15 protein-coding genes are annotated in these 18,248 nt (G+C 72.3%); 5 read left to right on the top strand and 10 right to left on the bottom strand.

Annotated features, from left to right (window positions below):
- Position 1: 1 nt before the first annotated feature.
- The 5 genes from D7W82_RS04525 to D7W82_RS04505 all read right to left on the bottom strand — a co-directional run bounded on the left by D7W82_RS04525 (position 2) and on the right by D7W82_RS04505 (position 4,626).
- Positions 2 to 703, bottom strand: a complete 702-nt coding sequence (locus tag D7W82_RS04525) for a hypothetical protein (protein WP_120617143.1) — start codon at positions 701 to 703, stop codon at positions 2 to 4.
- Positions 704 to 895: 192 nt separating this feature from the next.
- Positions 896 to 1,213, bottom strand: coding sequence for a hypothetical protein (locus D7W82_RS04520; RefSeq protein ID WP_120562061.1), 318 nt, complete (start codon positions 1,211 to 1,213; stop codon positions 896 to 898).
- Between the two features lie 59 nt (positions 1,214 to 1,272).
- Entirely contained in the window at positions 1,273 to 1,602 is a 330-nt protein-coding gene (locus D7W82_RS04515; protein ID WP_120617142.1) for a cytochrome c, read from the bottom strand.
- A gap of 43 nt (positions 1,603 to 1,645) precedes the next feature.
- A complete protein-coding gene (locus D7W82_RS04510; protein WP_233587291.1) occupies positions 1,646 to 3,295 on the bottom strand; it encodes a hypothetical protein in 1,650 nt (549 codons plus the stop codon).
- Entirely contained in the window at positions 3,295 to 4,626 is a 1,332-nt protein-coding gene (locus tag D7W82_RS04505; protein WP_120617141.1) for a bifunctional glycosyltransferase/class I SAM-dependent methyltransferase, read from the bottom strand. The genes D7W82_RS04510 and D7W82_RS04505 overlap by 1 nt, the downstream gene beginning before the upstream one ends.
- A 219-nt stretch (positions 4,627 to 4,845) precedes the next feature.
- On the opposite strand from D7W82_RS04505, the gene D7W82_RS04500 reads away from it, so the two are divergent.
- The 5 genes from D7W82_RS04500 to D7W82_RS04480 are packed head-to-tail and all read left to right on the top strand — an operon-like array spanning position 4,846 to position 11,961.
- Complete coding sequence (locus tag D7W82_RS04500; protein ID WP_120617140.1) at positions 4,846 to 7,038, top strand: polysaccharide biosynthesis tyrosine autokinase; 2,193 nt, start codon at positions 4,846 to 4,848, stop codon at positions 7,036 to 7,038.
- Positions 7,035 to 8,279: a glycosyltransferase gene (locus tag D7W82_RS04495; protein ID WP_120617139.1), complete on the top strand. Its 1,245-nt coding sequence runs from the start codon at positions 7,035 to 7,037 to the stop codon at positions 8,277 to 8,279. Before D7W82_RS04500 ends, D7W82_RS04495 begins: the two co-directional genes overlap by 4 nt.
- 10 nt (positions 8,280 to 8,289) lie before the next feature.
- Positions 8,290 to 9,414 carry a glycosyltransferase family 4 protein gene (locus tag D7W82_RS04490; protein WP_120617189.1) on the top strand — a complete coding sequence of 375 codons (1,125 nt, stop codon included), beginning with the start codon at positions 8,290 to 8,292 and terminating at the stop codon, positions 9,412 to 9,414.
- Positions 9,411 to 10,856: an O-antigen ligase gene (locus D7W82_RS04485; RefSeq protein ID WP_120617138.1), complete on the top strand. Its 1,446-nt coding sequence runs from the start codon at positions 9,411 to 9,413 to the stop codon at positions 10,854 to 10,856. The genes D7W82_RS04490 and D7W82_RS04485 overlap by 4 nt, the downstream gene beginning before the upstream one ends.
- Positions 10,857 to 10,875: 19 nt before the next feature.
- Complete coding sequence (locus D7W82_RS04480; RefSeq protein ID WP_120617188.1) at positions 10,876 to 11,961, top strand: glycosyltransferase family 4 protein; 1,086 nt, start codon at positions 10,876 to 10,878, stop codon at positions 11,959 to 11,961.
- A 3-nt stretch (positions 11,962 to 11,964) separates the two neighbouring features.
- Here the strand turns inward: D7W82_RS04480 and D7W82_RS04475 are convergent, their stop codons facing one another.
- From D7W82_RS04475 to D7W82_RS04455, 5 genes are read right to left on the bottom strand one after another with little or no spacing between them, the layout of a single operon-like run.
- Positions 11,965 to 13,116, bottom strand: a complete 1,152-nt coding sequence (locus D7W82_RS04475) for a glycosyltransferase family 4 protein (protein WP_120617137.1) — start codon at positions 13,114 to 13,116, stop codon at positions 11,965 to 11,967.
- On the bottom strand, positions 13,113 to 14,348 hold the full coding sequence (locus D7W82_RS04470; protein WP_120617136.1) for a glycosyltransferase family 4 protein: 1,236 nt from the start codon (positions 14,346 to 14,348) through the stop codon (positions 13,113 to 13,115). The genes D7W82_RS04475 and D7W82_RS04470 overlap by 4 nt, the downstream gene beginning before the upstream one ends.
- 15 nt (positions 14,349 to 14,363) lie before the next feature.
- A complete protein-coding gene (locus D7W82_RS04465; protein WP_120617187.1) occupies positions 14,364 to 15,488 on the bottom strand; it encodes a glycosyltransferase family 1 protein in 1,125 nt (374 codons plus the stop codon).
- 23 nt (positions 15,489 to 15,511) lie between these two features.
- On the bottom strand, positions 15,512 to 16,648 hold the full coding sequence (locus tag D7W82_RS04460) for a glycosyltransferase (RefSeq protein ID WP_120617135.1): 1,137 nt from the start codon (positions 16,646 to 16,648) through the stop codon (positions 15,512 to 15,514).
- Positions 16,645 to 18,165, bottom strand: coding sequence for an oligosaccharide flippase family protein (locus tag D7W82_RS04455; RefSeq protein ID WP_120617134.1), 1,521 nt, complete (start codon positions 18,163 to 18,165; stop codon positions 16,645 to 16,647). Before D7W82_RS04455 ends, D7W82_RS04460 begins: the two co-directional genes overlap by 4 nt.
- Positions 18,166 to 18,248: the final 83 nt, after the last annotated feature.

Here is an 18,248-nt window from a genome sequence, read left to right as displayed (position 1 = left end):
GTCACGGAAGGGTGATGGTGGTTCCCGCGGGCGCATTCTGGTCCGTGGGATTGTTGTAGGTCATGTCCGGGCCGCAGCCCTTGGTGATGCAGCCGGGCGCGAAGATGGATTCGCCAATCGCGTTGGTGACCAGCGCCTGGACCATGGAGCGCGTCGGGCGGCGGCCGTTCTCCATGGTCACCTCGCCCACGGCGAGGACCCACAGCTGGCGGTTGCTGTCGACGGTGTTCTGGTCGTCATCCAGGTCATCCCGGATGAAGACGCGGTAGCGCACGTTGCGCTGCTCCGGGTAGTCCACGCCCACGGGGACTTCAGACGCGCTCAGGTTGGCCGTGGTCACCGTGTACGGGTTCCATCCGTCCTCCGGTCCGGGCAGCAGCTCGTACCAGGGGGGATTGGCGGCGGCCAGCGCGGGGATGTCGGCCACCGGAGCGACCCCTCCCAGGGCGGCGGACAGGCCCATCGTGGAGTTGTTCCCGTTGTTGTTCAGCAGCAGGCGCACCGTCTCGCGCCCTTCGGCGAGGCCCGCCTCGGCGGCGAAGAACGCCTGCTTCTGGCGGCGGGTGTCCGCCTGGGTGTCGGCCTCGCGGCCCACCACGCTGTAGCTGAGCATCACCGCCATCGTCACGACCGCGACCACGCCCAGCGCGAGCAGGAGCGTGAAGCCACGGGACTGACGGCGGGGAGTTGGGCGACGCACCATCGGGGGCTCCTTCACGTACCCCTGGGGGGAGGTACGGCTTGGGAGCCACAGAACAGCAAGCTTCGTGCCGGGAATTCCGGCGCTCAACCCGCCGGAATAAGGGATGTCCGTGAGGCGGGGGGGTGCCGTCTGACGTCAGGGGGCTGCGCAAACTTTGCGAGCCCCCCTCATTCTTGCGAGGTAACCCGAGCCTCAGCGCTGGCCGCCGCGCACTGCGGCGCGCAGGCGGAGCATGTCGTCCAGGACGCCGGGGTCCACCAGCTCCAGGGCGGCCTTCTGGGAGAGGGCGCGGGTCTGCCGGCGGTACTCCTCTTCGTCCTCCTCGCCGCCCTTGCCGCCGTCGCTGCCGCCCTTGCCACCGCCCTTGCCGTCGCCGCCCTTGGGCATCAGCGCCACCGGCTGGGAGACGCCCGGCTCCAGGCGGGGGAAGGCATTGGCGTCGGCGCGCACCGACGTGAAGAGGCTGACCATGGACAGGCAGAACACGATGGCGACGGTGAGGGTCTTCATGGCGGCTCCAATTCTCCCAGTCCCCACGACGCCCGGGCGCGGAGGGTTATTCACGAGCGCTACTCCTTCGCCTTGAAGGTGCGGATGTATCGCACCAGGGCGTCCAGCTGCTCCGGGGTGAGCCGGTCCTTGTAGGCCTTCATCTTGGGGTTGTGGGACGAACCGTTGGCGATGACGTCTCGCAGTCCGGTGTCCGACTCCGCCTTCTGCCAGGCGGCCCGGCTCATGTCGGGGATGGACTCCTTCTGGCCCATGCGCGTCTGGGCGCGGCCGTCCGGACCGTGGCAGTTCTTGCAGCTCTTGTCCCAGAGGGCGGCGGCGTCCTCGGCGTGGGCGAGGGCCGGGGCACACAGCAGGAGGGTGGACAGCAGGCACCACCGCGAGGTCATGCACGGTCTCCAGAGGGAGGGGGACGCCAGTATAGCCACGCGCTCAGGAACCGGCGCGGGGCCAGAAGGGCGCGGTGGGGCGGCCGGGGGGCTGGAGCCAGACGGACTCCAGGAAGCGGACCGCGTTCTGATCCGCCCGGTCGTTCCGGGTGAACGCCGCCTGCGCGCTCGCGAGCACCGCCAGCGTCGCGAGCCCCGCCACCCAGGCGGCAGGCGGAGGCGCGCGTCCGGCCGCGTCCCGGAGCAGCGCTCCGAAGACGGACGCCGCCACGGCGGCGAGCGCCGCGAGCAGCACCGCCCCCGCCACGGACGTGGGCAGGCCCAGCCAGGCGAGCAGGTTGGGCGGGTGGTAGCCGTCCAGGAGCAGCGGCCGGGCCAGCGCGAGCACGGGGGTGGAGACGTCGTCGGGGACGTAGTTGACGAAGGTGGCCAGCCCCGTGATGAGCACGGACGCCGCGCACAGCATGGCCGCGATGCCGGACAGCACCGGCCGGCCGGCGCCGCGCAGCCACTCCAGCACCAGGCCCGCGGGCAGCAGCAGGAAGGGCACCAGCCCCGTGAGGTGCCGGGGCCCCGTCGTCCAGCCCCACGAGTCGTAGGTGAACGACGAGGTGAAGTACGTGTAGCCGGCGAGCGTGGCCGCGGACATCCAGAAGAGGGCGCGTCCCTCCGCGGAGGTCCGGCCCAGGCGCTTGAGCAGCACGAGTCCGGGCAGCGCGAGCAGGAGGAACGGCGACAGGGTGAAGAGGCCCCGCAGCGGGGAGAAGAACGACAGCGTGAAGGCGCGCGGATCCGGCGTGCGGATGCCCAGGAAGCCGCCCAGGTGCCACGGCTGGTAGGCCGCGTCGTTGAGGTGCTTGTACCCCGTCTCCAGCGGGTGCCCGAAGGTGGCCTGGTGGTAGAGCCCCAGCGCCACGATGAAGGGCAGCGCGCCCAGCACGGCGAGCCCCGTGGCCCGGCCCAGCTTCTTCAGCCGCGCGGCCCAAGGCTCCGGAGCCTCCGGAGCCTCCGGCGTGCCGCCCAGGACGGTGAGGACGGCGTAGAGGATGAGGCCCAGCACGCCGAGCGCGCCGGTGTACTCCGCCGCGACGGTGGCGCCCGCGCACGCGCCGGCCACGGCGTAGCCGCGCTCGCGCCATTCTCCGCGCGACAGCTTCCAGAGCGCGTAGAAGCCCGCGAAGAGCAGCACCGCCGTCGTCTGGTGGCTCATGAAGAGCAGCGAGTAGCTGAACGCGAGCGAGCCCAGCGCGTACGTCACCGTGACGCCGTCCGCGACGATGGGCGACAGGAACGCGGAGAGGAAGCGGCGCACCAGCCACAAGAGCCCCAGCGTGGGCAGCACCGTGAGGAAGAGGCGGCTGAAGAAGACGAGCGGCACCTCCGGCACGGCGTAGCGGTGGCCGCCGCCCAGGAGCCTCAGGCCCGCGTACACGGGCACCGCGGCGAAGGACAGCAGCGGCGCCTTGGACGGGTAGTAGCGCCCGTCCATCACGGACAGGTCGCCCACCGGGCCGTAGTCGCGCAGGGCGCGGTTGATCTCCAGCGTCCCGTCCTCCACCAGGGCGCGCGTCTGCCACAGGCGGCACAGCTCGTTGGGCGAGCGCAGGCCCGGGTGGTACGGGAAGAGGACCACGTAGAGCGCCGCGACCGTGGCCCACACCGCCCTGGGCAGTCCGGGAGCGCGGGAGGACATCAGACGGCGCGGGCGACGGCGAACAGGCTCATGCCCACGGGCAGCCGCACCTGCTGCTCGGCCTGGGCGAGCAGGGGGGCCAGCGCGTCGTAGAGCTTGAGCTGGAGCTTGGGCACCGCGCGGCGGCGCAGGAGGCGGCTGTTGACGAACCAGCCCGGCAGGCCGACCAGGTTCATCCACTCCAGCGTGTCCACGCGGAAGCCGTTCTCCTGCAGCACCGCGCGCAGGGACTCCGGCGTGTAGCGGCGGTAGTGGCCCACGGCCTCGTCGATGGCGCCGAACAGCTGCGGCAGCGCCGGCACGAGGATGAGCACGCGGCCGTCCGGCTGGAGGATTTGACGGAAGCGGCGCACCGCGGACGCGTCGTCCGGGATGTGCTCCAGCACGTTGGACAGCACGATGGTGTCCAGGGCCTCCGCCTTCAGCGCCTCCCAGTCCGCGAGCGCCACGTCGGACAGGTAGGGGCGCACGTGGGGCTTGCCGCGGAAGAGGTTCTTCAGGCGCTCCACGTAGAAGCGCTCCACCTCCAGCGCGACCAGGTGCTCCGCGCCGGCCTCCAGCTCGCGGGTGATGGTGCCGATGCCGGCGCCAATCTCCAGCACGCGCCGGCCCATGTGCTCGCGGAAGCGGCGGCCCAGCCACTGGTTGTAGTGGGTGGCGCCGTCCATGCGCTCCAGGGTGGAGTAGCCCTCGTGCTGGTTGTCCGCGTCGTCGCGCACGGTGGCGTAGCGCACCAGCGTGCGCAGGCGGGCCAGGTGCGCGGAGGCCGGGCGGCGCGGCACGGCCTGCAGCGGCGGCAGGGGCACTTCGGTGAGGCGGAAGAGCTGCGCGGCCAGCTTCACCACCAGCTCCGCGTCCACCGCGTCGTCGTCGCTGGTGAGCTGGATGGAGCGCAGCGCCTCCGTGCGGAAGGCGCGCAGGCCGGTGAGCGGATCCGCCAGCGCCACGTCGGTGACGAAGCGGGTGATGCCGCCCAGCGCGCGCTCGGCCACCATCTCCGGCGACATGCCGGGGCGCCGGCCGAAGACGCCGTCCGCGGTGTCGTCCCGCAGGGGCTGCACCAGGGCGTCGTAGGTGTCGGGCGAGTAGGCCGCGTCCGGATCCTGGAGCACCGTGTGGGCGCCGGTGACGTGGGGCAGCGCGGCGCGGATGGCCGCTCCCTTGCCACCCTGGGCGGCGAGGACGTGGACGTTGGGACCGGGCGTGACGTCCACCGGCCCTTCACCCGCGAGCACGACCTGGGCCTGGCCGGACAGCGCGTGCGCGAACCGGGCGGCGGCGGCGGCGGTGGCGGGGTTGAAGGGCAGGACGACGGAAAGCGCAGGAACCATTGCGCCGCTCACTACCACAGGACCCTCCAGGGTGCGCGTTCGCGGACCGGCGCGGATGGATGGGGGGCATCCAGGCGGCGTCGGTTGGATGGACAACCCGCCCGGCCCGTTGCACGCTCCGGCCGTTATTCCCCCAGCGCGATGTGGGTGCAGGTCGGGTCCGGATGCGTTCGGGCCGGTGGAGACCGCCCGCGGCAGCCACTTCCGGAGAGACGCGACGTGGAAGGAACGGTGTTGGACCCGGCCGGTGGAGCACCCGGCGCGACGTCCGCGAGCGTGATGCACCGGCTGCGGGGCGTGTGGCGCCGGCGGTGGGTGATGCTCGGGGTGGCGTTGGGGATCACCGCGCTCACGGCGGCGTGGACGCTGCGCCAGCCGCGCATCTACGCGGCCAGCACCTCGCTCATCATCGACGTCACCGCGCCGCGCATCCTCGACGGCGAGGTGAAGGAGGTGATGGGGGAGGAGCGCAGCAACTACTGGTTCAACAAGGAGTACTACGCCACGCAGAGCGAGATCATCACCTCGCGCGCGGTGGCCAGCCGCGTGGTGGACCGGCTGGGGCTGTCGAAGGACGCGTCCTTCCTGGGCCTGCCGGCGAACCAGGACCCGGCGGAGCGCGCGAAGGCGCTGGAGGACGCGGACGCGGTGGGGCTGTTGCGCTCGCGCATCCAGGTGGTGCCCGGCAAGGACTCGCGGGTGATGAACATCGGCGTGGAGGACGTGGACCCCGCGCGCGCGGCGCTGCTCTCCAACGAGGTGGCCGCCGCGTACATGGCGGAGAACCTGGCGCTGAAGCTGCGCACCACGGAGGAGGCGCGCGCGTGGCTGGAGGGGCGCCTGGATGAGCTGGGCCGCCAGTCCAAGGCCGGCGAGATGGCCGTCTACGACCTGAAGAAGGACGCGGACATGCTGTCCACGTCGCTGGAGTCGCGGCTGTCCATCGTCAGCGAGCGGATCAACTCCTACAACCTGAAGCTCACCGAGGTGCGCACGCGCATCGCGGCGCAGCAGGCGCGCGTGGACGCCATCCACCGGCTGCGCAAGGACGCGGGCAACGACGAGACGTGGGCGGAGGCGGTGCCCGGCGCGAAGGACGGGCCCATCCAGGATCTCAAATCGCGCTACGGCGAACAGAAGGCCGCGTGCGCGGAGCTGACCGAGCGCTACCTGCCGGAGCACCCGAAGCTCCTGGAGTGCAACCGCAAGCTGGACGTCGTGCGCGCGGACCTGCTCAAGAGCCTGACCAACGTGGTGCGCTCCGCGGAGACGCAGCTGGCGGAGGCGCAGGGCGAGGAGAAGAACCTCAACAAGCTCCTGGACGAGACCAAGGCCGAGGCCTTCCAGGTGAACAAGAAGGCCATCGAGTACGGGCGGCTGCAGCGCGAGTCGGACAACAACCAGCGGCTCTATGAGCTGGTGCTCAAGCGGCTGAAGGACATCGAGCTGTCGGGCTTGCTGCGCACGAGCAACGTGCGCGTGCTGGACCCCGCGCGGCCGGAGCTCTTGCCGGTGCGGCCGCACACGCGGCGCAACCTGATGGTGGGCTGGGTGATGGGGCTGCTCCTGGGGCTGGGCGTGGCGCTGTTCCTGGAGATGCTGGAGAACACCGTCGGGTCGCAGGCGGACGTGGAGGACGTGCTGGGCCTGGCGTTCCTGGGCGTGGTGCCGCGCATGGAGGCCACGAAGGCGCCGGGCGACCGCGACCTGTACGTGCACCGCGCGCCGCGCTCGGCGGTGGCGGAGTGCTGCCGCGCGGTGCGCACGAATCTCTTGTTCATGTCGCCGGATCATCCCTGCAAGACGCTGGTGGTGACGTCCAGCGGCCCGCAGGAGGGCAAGTCCACCACGTGCATCAACCTGGGCGTGGCCATGGCCCAGAGCGGCAACCGCGTGCTGCTGCTGGACACGGACATGCGCCGGCCCCGGCTGCACCGCGCGTTCGGCGTGCCCAATGACCTGGGCATCAGCTCGCTGGTGGTGGGCGAGGGCTCGCTGGACAAGGCCGTGAAGAGCACGGAGGTGCCCAACCTCTTCGTGCTGCCGTGTGGCCCGCTGCCGCCGAACCCCGCGGAGCTCCTGCACACGCGTGCCTTCAAGGAGCTGCTGCGCGCGGCGGGGGAGAAGTTCGACCGCATCATCCTGGACAGCCCGCCGCTCAACGCCGTCGTGGACGCGGCGGTGCTGGCCACGCAGGCGGACGGCGTGGTGATGGTGCTCAAGGCGGGCCGGACGGACCGGAGCGCCGCGAAGCGCGCGCTGCGCTCGCTGGCGGACGTGCAGGCGCGGATGTTCGGCGCCATCCTCAACGACGTGGACCTGCGGCAGCCGCGCTACGGCGACACGTACCTGGGCTACCAGGGCTATGGCCCGACGCAGGACGAGCCCAAGGGCGGGGTGGCGCCGTCGTGAAGGGCGCGGGCCTGCGGGTGCTGCACCTGGGGAAGTTCTACCCTCCGGCTTCCGGCGGCATGGAGGCGCACCTGTGCACGCTGGCGCGCGCGCAGGCGTCGCTGGGCGCGCAGGTGGAGGTGCTGTGCGCGAACCACTCCGTGGATGGCACCGGGACGAGCCACGAGTTCCACGGGCGCAGCCCCACGCGTGAGGAGTGGGATGGGCCGGTGCGCGTGGTGCGCCTGGGTCGGCTCGCGTCGGTGGCGCGCATGGACGTGATGCCGTCGCTGCCGTTCATGCTCCGGCGGGCGCTGGCGCGGGGCGTGGACGTGGTGCACCTGCACGTGCCCAACCCGAGCATGGTGCTGGCGCTGGACGCGGTGCCGCGCCTGCCCGCGGTGGTGGTGACGCACCAGAGCGACATCATCCGGCAGAAGGTCGCGGGCGCGCTGTTCCGTCCCTTCGAGTGGATGCTGTACTCGCGCGCGGCGCGGCTCCTGGCCACGAGCGAGGCGTACGTGCGCGGCTCGTCGCTGCTGTCGACGTTCAAGTCGAAGGTGCGGGTGCTGCCGCTGGGCATCGAGCTGGAGTCGTACCTGCGGCCTCCTTCCGCGGAGGCGCGCGAGGCCCAGGCGCGGTGGACGGCGGAGGCGGCGGGCGGACCGCTGTGGCTGATGGTGGGGCGGCTCGTCTACTACAAGGGGTTGTTCACGGCGCTGGAGGCGCTGGTGCACGCGCCGGGGCGGCTGGTCATCGTGGGCGAGGGGCCGCTGGCGGAGGAGGGCCGCGCGCGGGCGAAGGCGCTGGGCATCGAGGACCGGGTGACGTGGGCGGGGTACCTGTCGCCGGAGGCGCTGACGGGCGCGTACCGGGCCGCGACGGCCCTGTGGTTCCCGAGCAACGCGCGCAGCGAGGCGTATGGCCTGTCGCAGGTGGAGGCGCTGGCGAGTGGATTGCCCGTGCTCAACACCGCCGTGCCGGACTCCGGCGTGGCGTGGGTGAGCCTGCACGAGCGCACCGGGCTCACGGTGCCCGTGGGAGATGCGCGGGCGCTGGCGGCGGCGGCGCGCCGGTTGGTGGAGGAGCCGGGCCTGCGGGAGCGGCTGTCGCGTGGGGCCCAGGAGCGTGCGCGGGCGGAGTTCGCCCATGACGTGATGGCGTCGCGCAGCCTGGACCTGTACGCGGAGGCGCTCGGTAGGCAGCCGGTGGCGGAGGACCGGAGCGATGCTTCCGTCCGGCACGTCGCGGGCGGGCGCTGAAGGTCCGCGCATGCGTGTTCTGCACGTGTCCAGCGGCAACCTCTACGGCGGCGTCGAGACGCTGCTGCGCACGCTGGCGCTCGCGAGCGCGGACCGGGCGGGCGGTGCGGTGCATGCGTTCGCGCTCTGCTTCGAGGGGCGCATCGCCGAAGAGCTTCGCGCGGCGGGCGCACCGCTGACGCTGCTGGGGCCGGCGAAGGTGAGCCGGCCGTGGCGGGTCTGGGAGGCTCGCCGCTCGTTGATGGCGCTGCTCCAGCGGGAGGCGTTCGACGCGGTGGTGTGTCACGCGGCGTGGCCTCAAGCCCTCTTCGGGCCGGTGGTGCGCACGGCCGGTGTTCCGCTGATCTTCTTCCAGCACGACGCGCTGTCGGGCTCGCACTGGGTGGAGCGGTGGGCGCGGGTCACCTCTCCGGACCTGGCGCTTTGCAACAGCCGCTACACCGCGAGCACGCTTCCGAGCGTGTATCCGCGCACGCCGTGGCGCGTGCTCCATCCGCCTGTCCGGGACGGTGGCCCGAACCTCATGGCTTCCGAGCGCACGTCGCTCCGAGGCGAGCTGGGCGCGGACGCGGCGGACGTCGTCATCGTCCATGCCAGCCGCATGCAGGAGTGGAAGGGGCAGCGGCTGCTCCTCGAAGCGCTGGGCCGGCTGCGCCAGGTGCCTCGCTGGAAGGCGTGGATCGCTGGGGGTGCGCAGCGCCCGGAAGAAGTCGCCTACGAAGAGGGCTTGAAGGCGCAGGCCCTGGCCCTGGGCCTGGGGGACCGCGTGCGGTTCCTGGGACAGCGCTCGGATGTGCCCCGCTTGCTGCGCGCGGCGGAGGTGCACTGTCAGCCCAACACCGGGCCGGAGCCGTTTGGCCTGGCGTTCGTGGAGGCGCTCTACGCCGGGCTCCCCGTGGTCACCACCGCGCTGGGCGGACCGCTGGAGATCGTCGATGCGTCTTGCGGCGTGCTCGTGCCTCCGAAGCCGGAGGCCCTGGCCCAGGCGCTGCGCGGGCTCATCGAGGATGAAGCGGCTCGGCGGAGGCTGGGCAGCGGTGGCCCTGCTCGCGCGAAGGCGCTGAGCGGGCCGGAGGCCTTCCTGTCGGCGCTGGAGGACGCGGTGCGCTCGGTGGTCCGGGAGCCCGTCGCGTGAGTGGCGCGAGTCCTCGTCCCCAGCTCCAGGGCCCCGGGGTGCTGCATCGGCGGTACGTGCGCCGCGCGCCCCAACCCGCGACGACGCAGGCCGTGCCGGCTCCGGCGGCGTCTCCGGGGCTGCTCGGTTCGGGCGGCGTGGTGGTGGCGTTCATCGCGCTGCTCTTCGTCTGTCAGCTCGCGCTCCTGGTGGAGGCGCTGGCTCCGGCGCGCGTGGTGTTCCGCATCCTGTCGTTCGGCACGAGCCTGGCGCTGCTGGTGCTGGTGAAGGGCCCGCGTCTCAAGCACCCGGCGATGCCCTTCCTGCTCGCCTCGGCGGGGCTCACCGCGCTGAACTTCTTCCACCCCGGCACCAACACCCCGCTGGCGGCGGCCGCGCAGCTGGGCATCCAGATCTCCGTGTTCGCGCCCCTCTTCTGGGCGAGCCGCCTGCGCATCGACGCGAAGATGTTCGGACGCGTCGTCCTGCTGCTCTTCCTGTTCAACATGGCGAGCGCGTCGCTGGGCATCCTGCAGGTGACCTTCCCCGGCCGCTTCCAGCCCGCCCTGTCCGCCATGGTCGAAAGCCAGGGCGAGGGCTACGTGCGCAGCCTCCAGTTCGAGACCGCGAGCGGCGCGCGCGTGTTCCGCCCCATGGGGCTGACGGACGTTCCGGGCGGAGCCGCCACCGGCGCCTTCTACTCGGTGCTGCTGGGCGGTGCGTTCCTGCTCAGCAGCCAGGGCATGTCCCGGAAGGTGCTGGGCGCGGCGGGCATCGGCATCGGGCTCATCTGCCTCTACCTGGGGCAGGTGCGCGTCGCGGCGGTGACGCTGATTGTCTGCATGGCGGCCATGGCGCTGGTGCTCACCGTGAGCGGCCGGTGGGTGCGGCTCGTGGCCCTGGCCGCGGTCGTGGGGGGCTTCGCGGTGGTGGCCTTCGGCTGGGCCGTCGCGGTCGGCGGCGACGCGGTGCTCGCGCGGTGGAGCACGCTCACGGCCTCCGACCCTTCCCAGGTGTATCACTCCAACCGGGGCCGCTTCCTCGACGAGACCTTCGACCAGGTGCTCCCGGAGTTCCCCCTGGGCGCGGGCCTGGGCCGCTACGGCATGGCCAACGCCTACTTCGGCGACAACCTCGACCGCGAGAGCCCGCCCCTCTGGGCCGAAATCCAGTGGACGGCGTGGGCCTATGACGGTGGATGGCTGGGGCTCATCTGCTATCCGCTCGCGCTGCTGGCGACGTTGTGGTGGGGCTTCCAGGTGGCGCGGCGCCGCGATGAGTCGGCGGGCGAGTTCTGGCTCTGGGGCAGCCTCCTCTTCGCGTATGACCTGGGCGCGCTCGCGCAGACCTTCAGCTACCAGTTCTTCATGAGCCAGATGGGCATGGAGTTCTGGCTGCTCAACGCGGCCTTCTTCAGCGCGTACTGGAACCGGAATGCGGCCCTACACCCTCATCGCCGGTGACTTCGTCTCCACCGGAGGCATGGACCGCGCGAACCTCGCGCTGGCGGACTGGCTCGCGCGCCAGGGCGGACCCGTGCGGCTGGTGGCGCACCGGGTGGAGGATTCACTCCTGCGCTACCCCAACGTGCGCTTCGTCCGCGTGCCCAAGCCCGCGAACGCGTACCTGCTGGGCGAGCCGTTGCTCGACGCCGTGGGACGCCTCTGGGCCGCGCGCACGCTGGCGGAGGGCGGGCAGGTGGTGGCCAACGGCGGAAACTGCGAAGTGGCCGCCGCCAACTGGGTCCACTACGTCCACGCCGCGCACGCGCCCGAGCCCGCCGGCGGTCCGCTGCGCAGGCTGAAGGGCCACGTGAGCCACCGGATGCACCTGCGCAGCGAGCAGCGCGCGTTGCGCCGGGCGCGGATCATCCTGGCGAACTCGGAGCGCACGCGGCAGGACCTGCTGGCCGCCACGGGCGTGGAGGCGTCCCGCGTCCACGTCGTGTACCTGGGCGGTGACCCGACGCGCTTCCCGTCCACGACGCCCGTGCTCCGTCGTGAGGCGCGGGCGTCCCTGGGGTGGCCTCAAGAACGGCGGGTGGCGCTGTTCGTGGGCGCGCTGGGGGACCGGCGCAAGGGCTTCGACACGCTCTTCCATGCGTGGGCCCAGCTGTGCGCGCGACGTGAGTGGGACGTGGACCTGTTCGTGGTGGGAGCGGGAGCGCAGCGCGAATCATGGGAACGCGCGGCGCGTGAGCAGGGCCTGGGCGAGCGGATCCGCTTCCTGGGTTTCCGCGACGACGTGCCCCGCCTGCTGGCCGCCGCCGACCTGCTGGTGTCTCCCACGCGCTACGAGTCCTATGGCCTGGGCGTGCACGAAGCGCTGTGCGTGGGCATCCCCGCGCTGGTGAGCCGCTCGGCGGGCGTGGCGGAGCGCTTCCCGTCCTCGCTCCAGGGGCTGTTGTTGGACGACCCCGAGGACTCGGGCGAGCTGGTGCGGCGCCTGGAGGAGTGGCGGTCGCGGGGCGGGGACTGGATGCCCGCCGTGGCCGCGCTGTCCTCGGAGCTGCGGGCCTGGACGTGGGACGCGATGGCCGCGGCGGTGGTGGCCCGGCTGGAGGCGTGAGCCTCAGGCTCCGCGCTCGAGCACCTGCTCGAAGAAGTCGAGGTGCGCCTTGGCGACCACCGGCCAGGCGAAGCGGGACACGGCCCGCTCACGGCCTCGGGCGGACAGCTCCTGGCGTTGAGCGGGGCTCTCCAGCAGTTCTTCGAGCGCGGTGATCCAGGCGCCGCCGTACGACTCCGGCAGGATGCGCCCGGCATCTCCCACGGTGTGCGGAATCTCTCCGGAGTCGCTGGCGAACACGGGCACGCCACACGCGAAGGCCTCCGCGAGCATGCGGCCGAACTGCTCCTTCCACGCGGGCGTCGTCTGGCTGGGCGCGCAGAGCACGTCCATGGCGTTGAGCGCGCGGGGCACCTCCGCGTGCTTCACGCCCGTGATGACGCGCACGCGGTCCCCGTGGCGCTGCGCCCACGCGCGCAGGTCCACCTCCAGGGGGCCTCCTCCGACGAAGAGGGCTCGCCAGGGGGTGTTCAGTCTGTTGAGCGCATCCATGAGGAGGCGCAGGCCCTTCTCCGGCACGAAGCGGCCCAGGTAGCCCACCACGGGCGGCCCTTCGTTCGTCCAGCCCAGGCGCTCGCGGAAGGCGCGGCCCGCCTCCGGATCCGGGCGGAAGTGCTCCACGTCCACGCCCACGGGGATGAAGCGCGAGGGGCGCTGCTCATAGCCGGGCCGGGCGAGGAGGTTGTCGTGCACCGTCTGTCCCCAGGCGATCCACCCCGCGGCCCGGCGCACGACGAAGCGCTCGGCCTGCGCGAAGGGCGGGGGATAGCGCTTGGTCAGGTTCTGGAACGTGCAGAAGACGAGCGGCACGTGGGCCGGCGTCATCAGCGCCACCTCCAGGCCGGAGAGCACGTAGGGCTCCTCCCACAGGTGCACCAGGTCCGCGCCCCGCGACAGGTGCGCGTGCACCTCCGGCCCGTAGACGAAGCCGTGCAGCGAGCGGCTGAAGTACGCGGGCACGCCCTCCAGGTTCACGGCCTCGTGAGGGTCGCGCTGGAGCACCAGCGGGCCCAGGTCTCCGTGGAAGGACTTCGGCGCCACGGCGGTGACGTCCCAGCGGCCGGCGCCCACGCGGGCCATCTCGTTGGCCAGCCGCCGGTTGAGGGTGACGACGTAGGAGTGCGAGACGGTGACGAGCTTCCGGGGACGCATCATGAGTGCCCTCGCGCGGGGACGAGGCTCCGGTACACGGCGAGGATGTCCCGGGCATAGCGCTCACGGGAGAAGCGGCGCACGGCGGTGTCGCGGGCCGCGCGGGCCAGGGTGTCTCGCAAGGCTTCATCCTCCAGCAGCCGGCGCAGGGCCGCCGCGAGCGTGTTCGCGTCGCCGGGCTCGATGGCCAGCACGTCCTCGCCATCCCGCAGCGCTTCGGCGGCGCCGCTCGACTTCGAGATGACGGCGGCCCGGCCGCAGGCGAGCGCCTCCGCGATGGTGAGGCCGAAGGGCTCGCGGCGGGTGCTCGCGTGCACGAAGACGTCCAGGGCCCGGTAGACGCGGGCGGGCTCGGGCTGGAAGGGCACGAAGCCCACGCGTCCCGTGAGGCCGTGGCGCTCCACCTGTTCGCGAAGCTCCGCGTCGGTGAACTGCGAGCCGGCCGTGCGGTAGAGCGGCGCGCCCACCAGGTAGAAGCGCACGGGCAGGGCCGGTGCCTGACGCGTCAGCAGGGCCGCGGCCTCCAGGAAGACGTCGTGTCCCTTCCAACGCGCATACGTGGCCACGAGCCCCACGCGCAGCGTGTCCGGAGGCGCGGGAGGCAGTCCCGCCAGTGCATCCAGGTGCGCGCCGTCACCAGCGGCTGGAGAGAACCGCTCCACGTCCACGCCGTTGGGCACGACATGCACGGGCACCTTGCCGAGCACCGTGCGCGCGTCGTCGCCCACGGCCTGCGAGTTCGCGATGGCGGCCGAGGCCAGCGGATGCAGGCCGGAGAGCGCGCGCCGCACGAGCGGACGCTCGCCGAGGAAGTCGTGCACGTGCCACACGCGCGGAATTGGCAGTCCGGTGGTGGCCGCGCTCAGCAGGTGGGTCTTGATGCCATTGGAGTGCAGCAGGTCCGGCGCCGCGTCACGCACCGCGCGCCGCAGGTCGAGGCCGTAGCGGGTGAGCAGCAGGGGCGTGGGGGCAAGCTCCCGCGCGAAGCGAAGGAGCCCCGCGCGTCCCTGTTCCCGCAGCCCGCTGTCCCCGAGCGCGGACAGGCGGTCGGGCAGGGCGAGCACGCGGGCCTCCACGCCGAGGCCTCGGGCCGTCTCCACCAGCGGCCCGTCCGTGCCCGCGATGAGGTGCAGCGACAGCCCAGGGTCCTGCGCTCGCAGGCACGCGAGGAGATCCACGAGCGCGCGCTCGGCACCGCCCAGGATTCCCACGGGGTTGAGGAACAGGATCCGCACGCGGACGCGACCGAATCAGACCCGCCCGGGTCGGTCAAGGCGATGCAGATACGCGTCCAGCACGGTGCGCGCGTGGGCGCTCCAGGTGAAGCGCTCGGCCCGTGCGCGGCGCGTCTCCGGTGATGGCGCGCGCACGCGGCCCGTGAGCAGGGCATCCACCGTCTCCGCCCATGCTGCCACATCGCCCACCGGGCAGTACGTGCAGGCGTCGGCGCCCACTTCGCGCAGCACCGGAAGGTCGCTGGCCACCACGGGGACACCACACGCCAGCGCTTCGATGACGGGCAGGCCGAAGCCCTCCGCGTCGCTGGGCACCAGCACCGCGCGGGCGCGCCGGTACAGCCCCGCGAGCGTGGCCCGCTCCTGCTGGGGCGGTTGCAGCAGCGCGTCCTTCAAGCCGAGCCGCGCCACCTGTGCTTGTTGGGCCGCGTCCAGCGCTCCGCCCTGCTGCACCAGCATGAGGTCCGGATGCCGGGCGCGCAGCGCCGCGAAGGTGTCGAAGAGCACGTCCAGCCGCTTGCGGCGGATGGCGCTGCCCACGTGCAGCAGATACGGCCGGCCCTTCAACGGCGCGAGCACCGCGTCGCTGGAGTCTCCGGCAACGGGTTCGAGCCGGTACTCCGGCGAGACTCCGTAGGGCGCCCACACCAGCCGCTCGGGCGGCACCACGCCGTGCGCGAGCAGTTCGTCGCGCACCTGCTGCGTGCTGTGGAAGACGATGGCCGCGCGTTCCAGGCCCTTGAGCGTGGCTGTCGCCATCAGGCGGAACCACGTGGGGCGCGGTTCGCGGTGGGGCTCCAGGACGGAGCGGAACGCATCCAGGTCATGGCAGAAGACGCCGGTGCGCTCCGCGGGCAGCGCGTGGACGAGCTGCGCGTAGGTGTGGTCCACGACGTGGAACGCATCGGGGCCAACGCGCTCACGCAGCAGTCGCGCGGGATAGAGGCCGAAGCGGGTGAGCAGCCGGTCCGCGTTGAAGGCGGCCTTGCGGCTGCCCACGCGGGGCAGGGCGCGCACGGCGTGCGGAATGGAGGGCCGCACGCGGGTGACGTCGACCTCCGCGGGAAACGCCGCCAGTCCCTCCACGAGCGCTTCGCCCACCAGGTCCATGCTGGGCCAGCCCTCCTCGCGCGGATCCATCAGGACCTTCAACTTCAAGGTGCTCACGCGGTGACTCCGCGACGCAGCAGGTGCGCCACCGTGTGCTCCAGCGCGAAGTGCTCAAGGTACACGCGCACCGCGCGCTCACCCAGGGCCCGGCGTTCATCGCCGTGCTCCAACAGGTGCTCCGCGAGCGCCAGCAGCGCGGCGGGTGACGCATCGTCCGCGAGCGCCACGGGCCGCAGCTCGCGCCACAGCGGTTCGCTCAGGTGCCCGGTGTGGGTGACGATGGGCAGGCCCAGTCCCAGTCCGCCCATCGCGCTGCTGCGCCGGGCGCTCACGCCGTCGGGGTAGGGCTGCAACAGCAGCTCCGCCGCTCGCAGGTGCGCGGCCACGGCCTCCGGTGCCAGTCCGTCCCTCGCATGGAGCCTGCGGGCCAGCGCGGGATGCTTCCGTCCCAGCGACTCGCTCCAGGCCTGACTGCCCCGGCCCAGCAGCAGCGCCTGCCGCCGCTCATCCCGCTGCAACAACGGCACGAGCACGGCCTCCAGCGGGCCCGCGATGGCTCCGCCATACGTCCCGAAGTGCGCCACCGTGGGGCCACCCCCCAGCGCTTCACGCACCGCGCTCACGGCCTCCGTCGGCACGTCGAGCGGCAGGGGACTGGGAATGGGACACCAGCGGGCCTGGGACCGCAGGGGCTCCGGCAGGTGCTCCGCCCAGGTGGGGATGGAGACGTAGGCGCGCTCCGCTCCAAGCGCCAGCGTGCGCAACATCACCCGGGTGACTCCCGCGAGCAGCTGATGCTTCCACGGCGCGCCCGGACTCCACGGGTACACCGCCTCATGGAGGAACAGCTCGCGTTCGTCCCGCCGCCTCGCCGCGAACCAGGCGCAGAGCGGCACGTTCATCGCCTTCATGCCGAACGCGTGCGGCACGTACAGGAGCAGCAGCCTTCGGGGGCCGGACGTTGCGTCCAGCTCACGCGTCAGGCGCACCAGCCCCGGCGGCGTGAAGAGGCCGGGCCACCGGTGAACGGTCACGCCCTGATCATCCGTGAGGCCCTCGGCGCCCGGGGTCCAGACATGCACCGTCTCCCCCGCCTGCAACAACGCGTGGGCGATGCTCCGGGTGTGGTCGGAGACGCCGCCGGGGGCCGGCGGATACTCCCCCGTCAGCAGATGCCACGCGCGGCTCACGGCGGCGCCCGCCTCGCGCGCAGGTGCTGGACCAGGGCGCGCAGCTCTCCCAGCAACGACAGGCCGCGCCGCGTGGCCTCACGCGCGAGCACCAGCGCGGTCAAGAGCCCCGCCGCCACCAGCGCCTGCACGAGCAGCCCGTCCTGTCCCATCGCGAGCCGCGAACAGCCCACCGCGAGCGCGAGCAGCGCGCCCACCGTGAGGAACGGCTCCATGACCTCGAACTCGAGCCGCGACAGGTGCGGGTTGCGGCGGGACACCAGCCGCGCCGTGAACCACAGCTCCGTGAGCGTCACGGCCGTCGCGCTCACCCCGACGCCCACGATGCCCCAGTGCATCACCGCCACCACTCCCAGGCCGAAGCGCAGCAGGCTCCCGGTGATGGCCACGTACATCCGCTCCCGCGCGTGACCGCTGGCGTTCTGCTGCGAGTTCAGCAGGCCCTGCACCGCCAGCATCGACGCCTCGATGGTGAACCACTGCACCAGCGTGGACGCGAGGCTCCAGCGCTCACCGAAGACCACCGGGATGAAGGGCGGCAGCGCGATGACGCCGAACGGGATGGCCAGGCACAGGACCGCGCTCACGCGCCGGATGGACGTGCGCAGGTAGTCCGCCAGCGCGGCCGAGTCCTCCTGCATGCGGCTGTACGCCGGATATGCGACGCGGGTGAGGACGCTGCTCACCGCCAGCGGCACGGAGGCCAGCGCGGTCGCCCAGTTCACCAGGCCCACTCCGTCCTTGCCCTCCATGCGCCCCACCACGAGCGGAATCCAACCCTGGAGCGCGGCGGGGATGATGCCCGTGAGCTGGAACCAGATGCCGAAGGACAGGAGCCGCTTGACGATGTCCCAGCGGAACGTGCCCTGGGGCCGCCAGCCCGCCGCCGCCCAGAACAGCACCATGCCCACCGCGCCCCGCACCAGCCCGCCGCCGATGAGCGACCACGCTCCGAAGTGCAGCGAGGCCAGCAGGATGCTGCCCGCCGTCTGCGCCACGCTCTCGATGAGCTCGATGCGCGCGAGCGTCGGGAAGCGCAGCTGCCGCTCCAGCATCATGATGGGGATGACGCGCAGCGAGTGGAAGAACAGGCCAATCGCCATCGTGCCCACCATGGCCGCGCCCGAAGGCCCCAACTCGTAGGTGCTCGACAGCCACGGCGCGAGCAGCACGATGGTGCCCACGATGAAGACGGTGAACGCCTGGTGGCTCCAGAAGGCGGAGGTGATTTCGTCCTGCGTGGGTTCGTGCTGCTGGCGCACCAGCGAGGCGCTGAGCCCCAGGTCCCCCAGGAACGCGCCCATCGCGGAGGTGAAGGCGACGATGGCGAACACGCCATAGTCCCCGGGGAACAGCAGATGCGACAGGGTGAGCGAGCTCACCACGCGCAAGCCCAGCGAGCCGACCGTCCGCAGGAGCAGGGCGATGATGGAGCGCTGCGCGCGGACCTTCACGTCCGACATGCCCAGGGGCGGAGCGTCGGCGGCGTCCGGCGCGGGAGGGGAACGGCTGCTCATGGGGAAACGGGGCGCTCCACGAAAGGAACTCCGGCGGAGCCTATATGCGCCCCCGCCTCCGGCGAACAGGGGCACGAGGAGGC

Origin of the sequence: Corallococcus sp. CA049B (assembly GCF_003611685.1) — a bacterium.
Lineage (GTDB): Bacteria > Myxococcota > Myxococcia > Myxococcales > Myxococcaceae > Corallococcus > Corallococcus coralloides.
The sequence above is the reverse complement of the archived record's forward strand: the minus strand, read 5'-3'. Positions and strand labels throughout refer to the sequence as shown.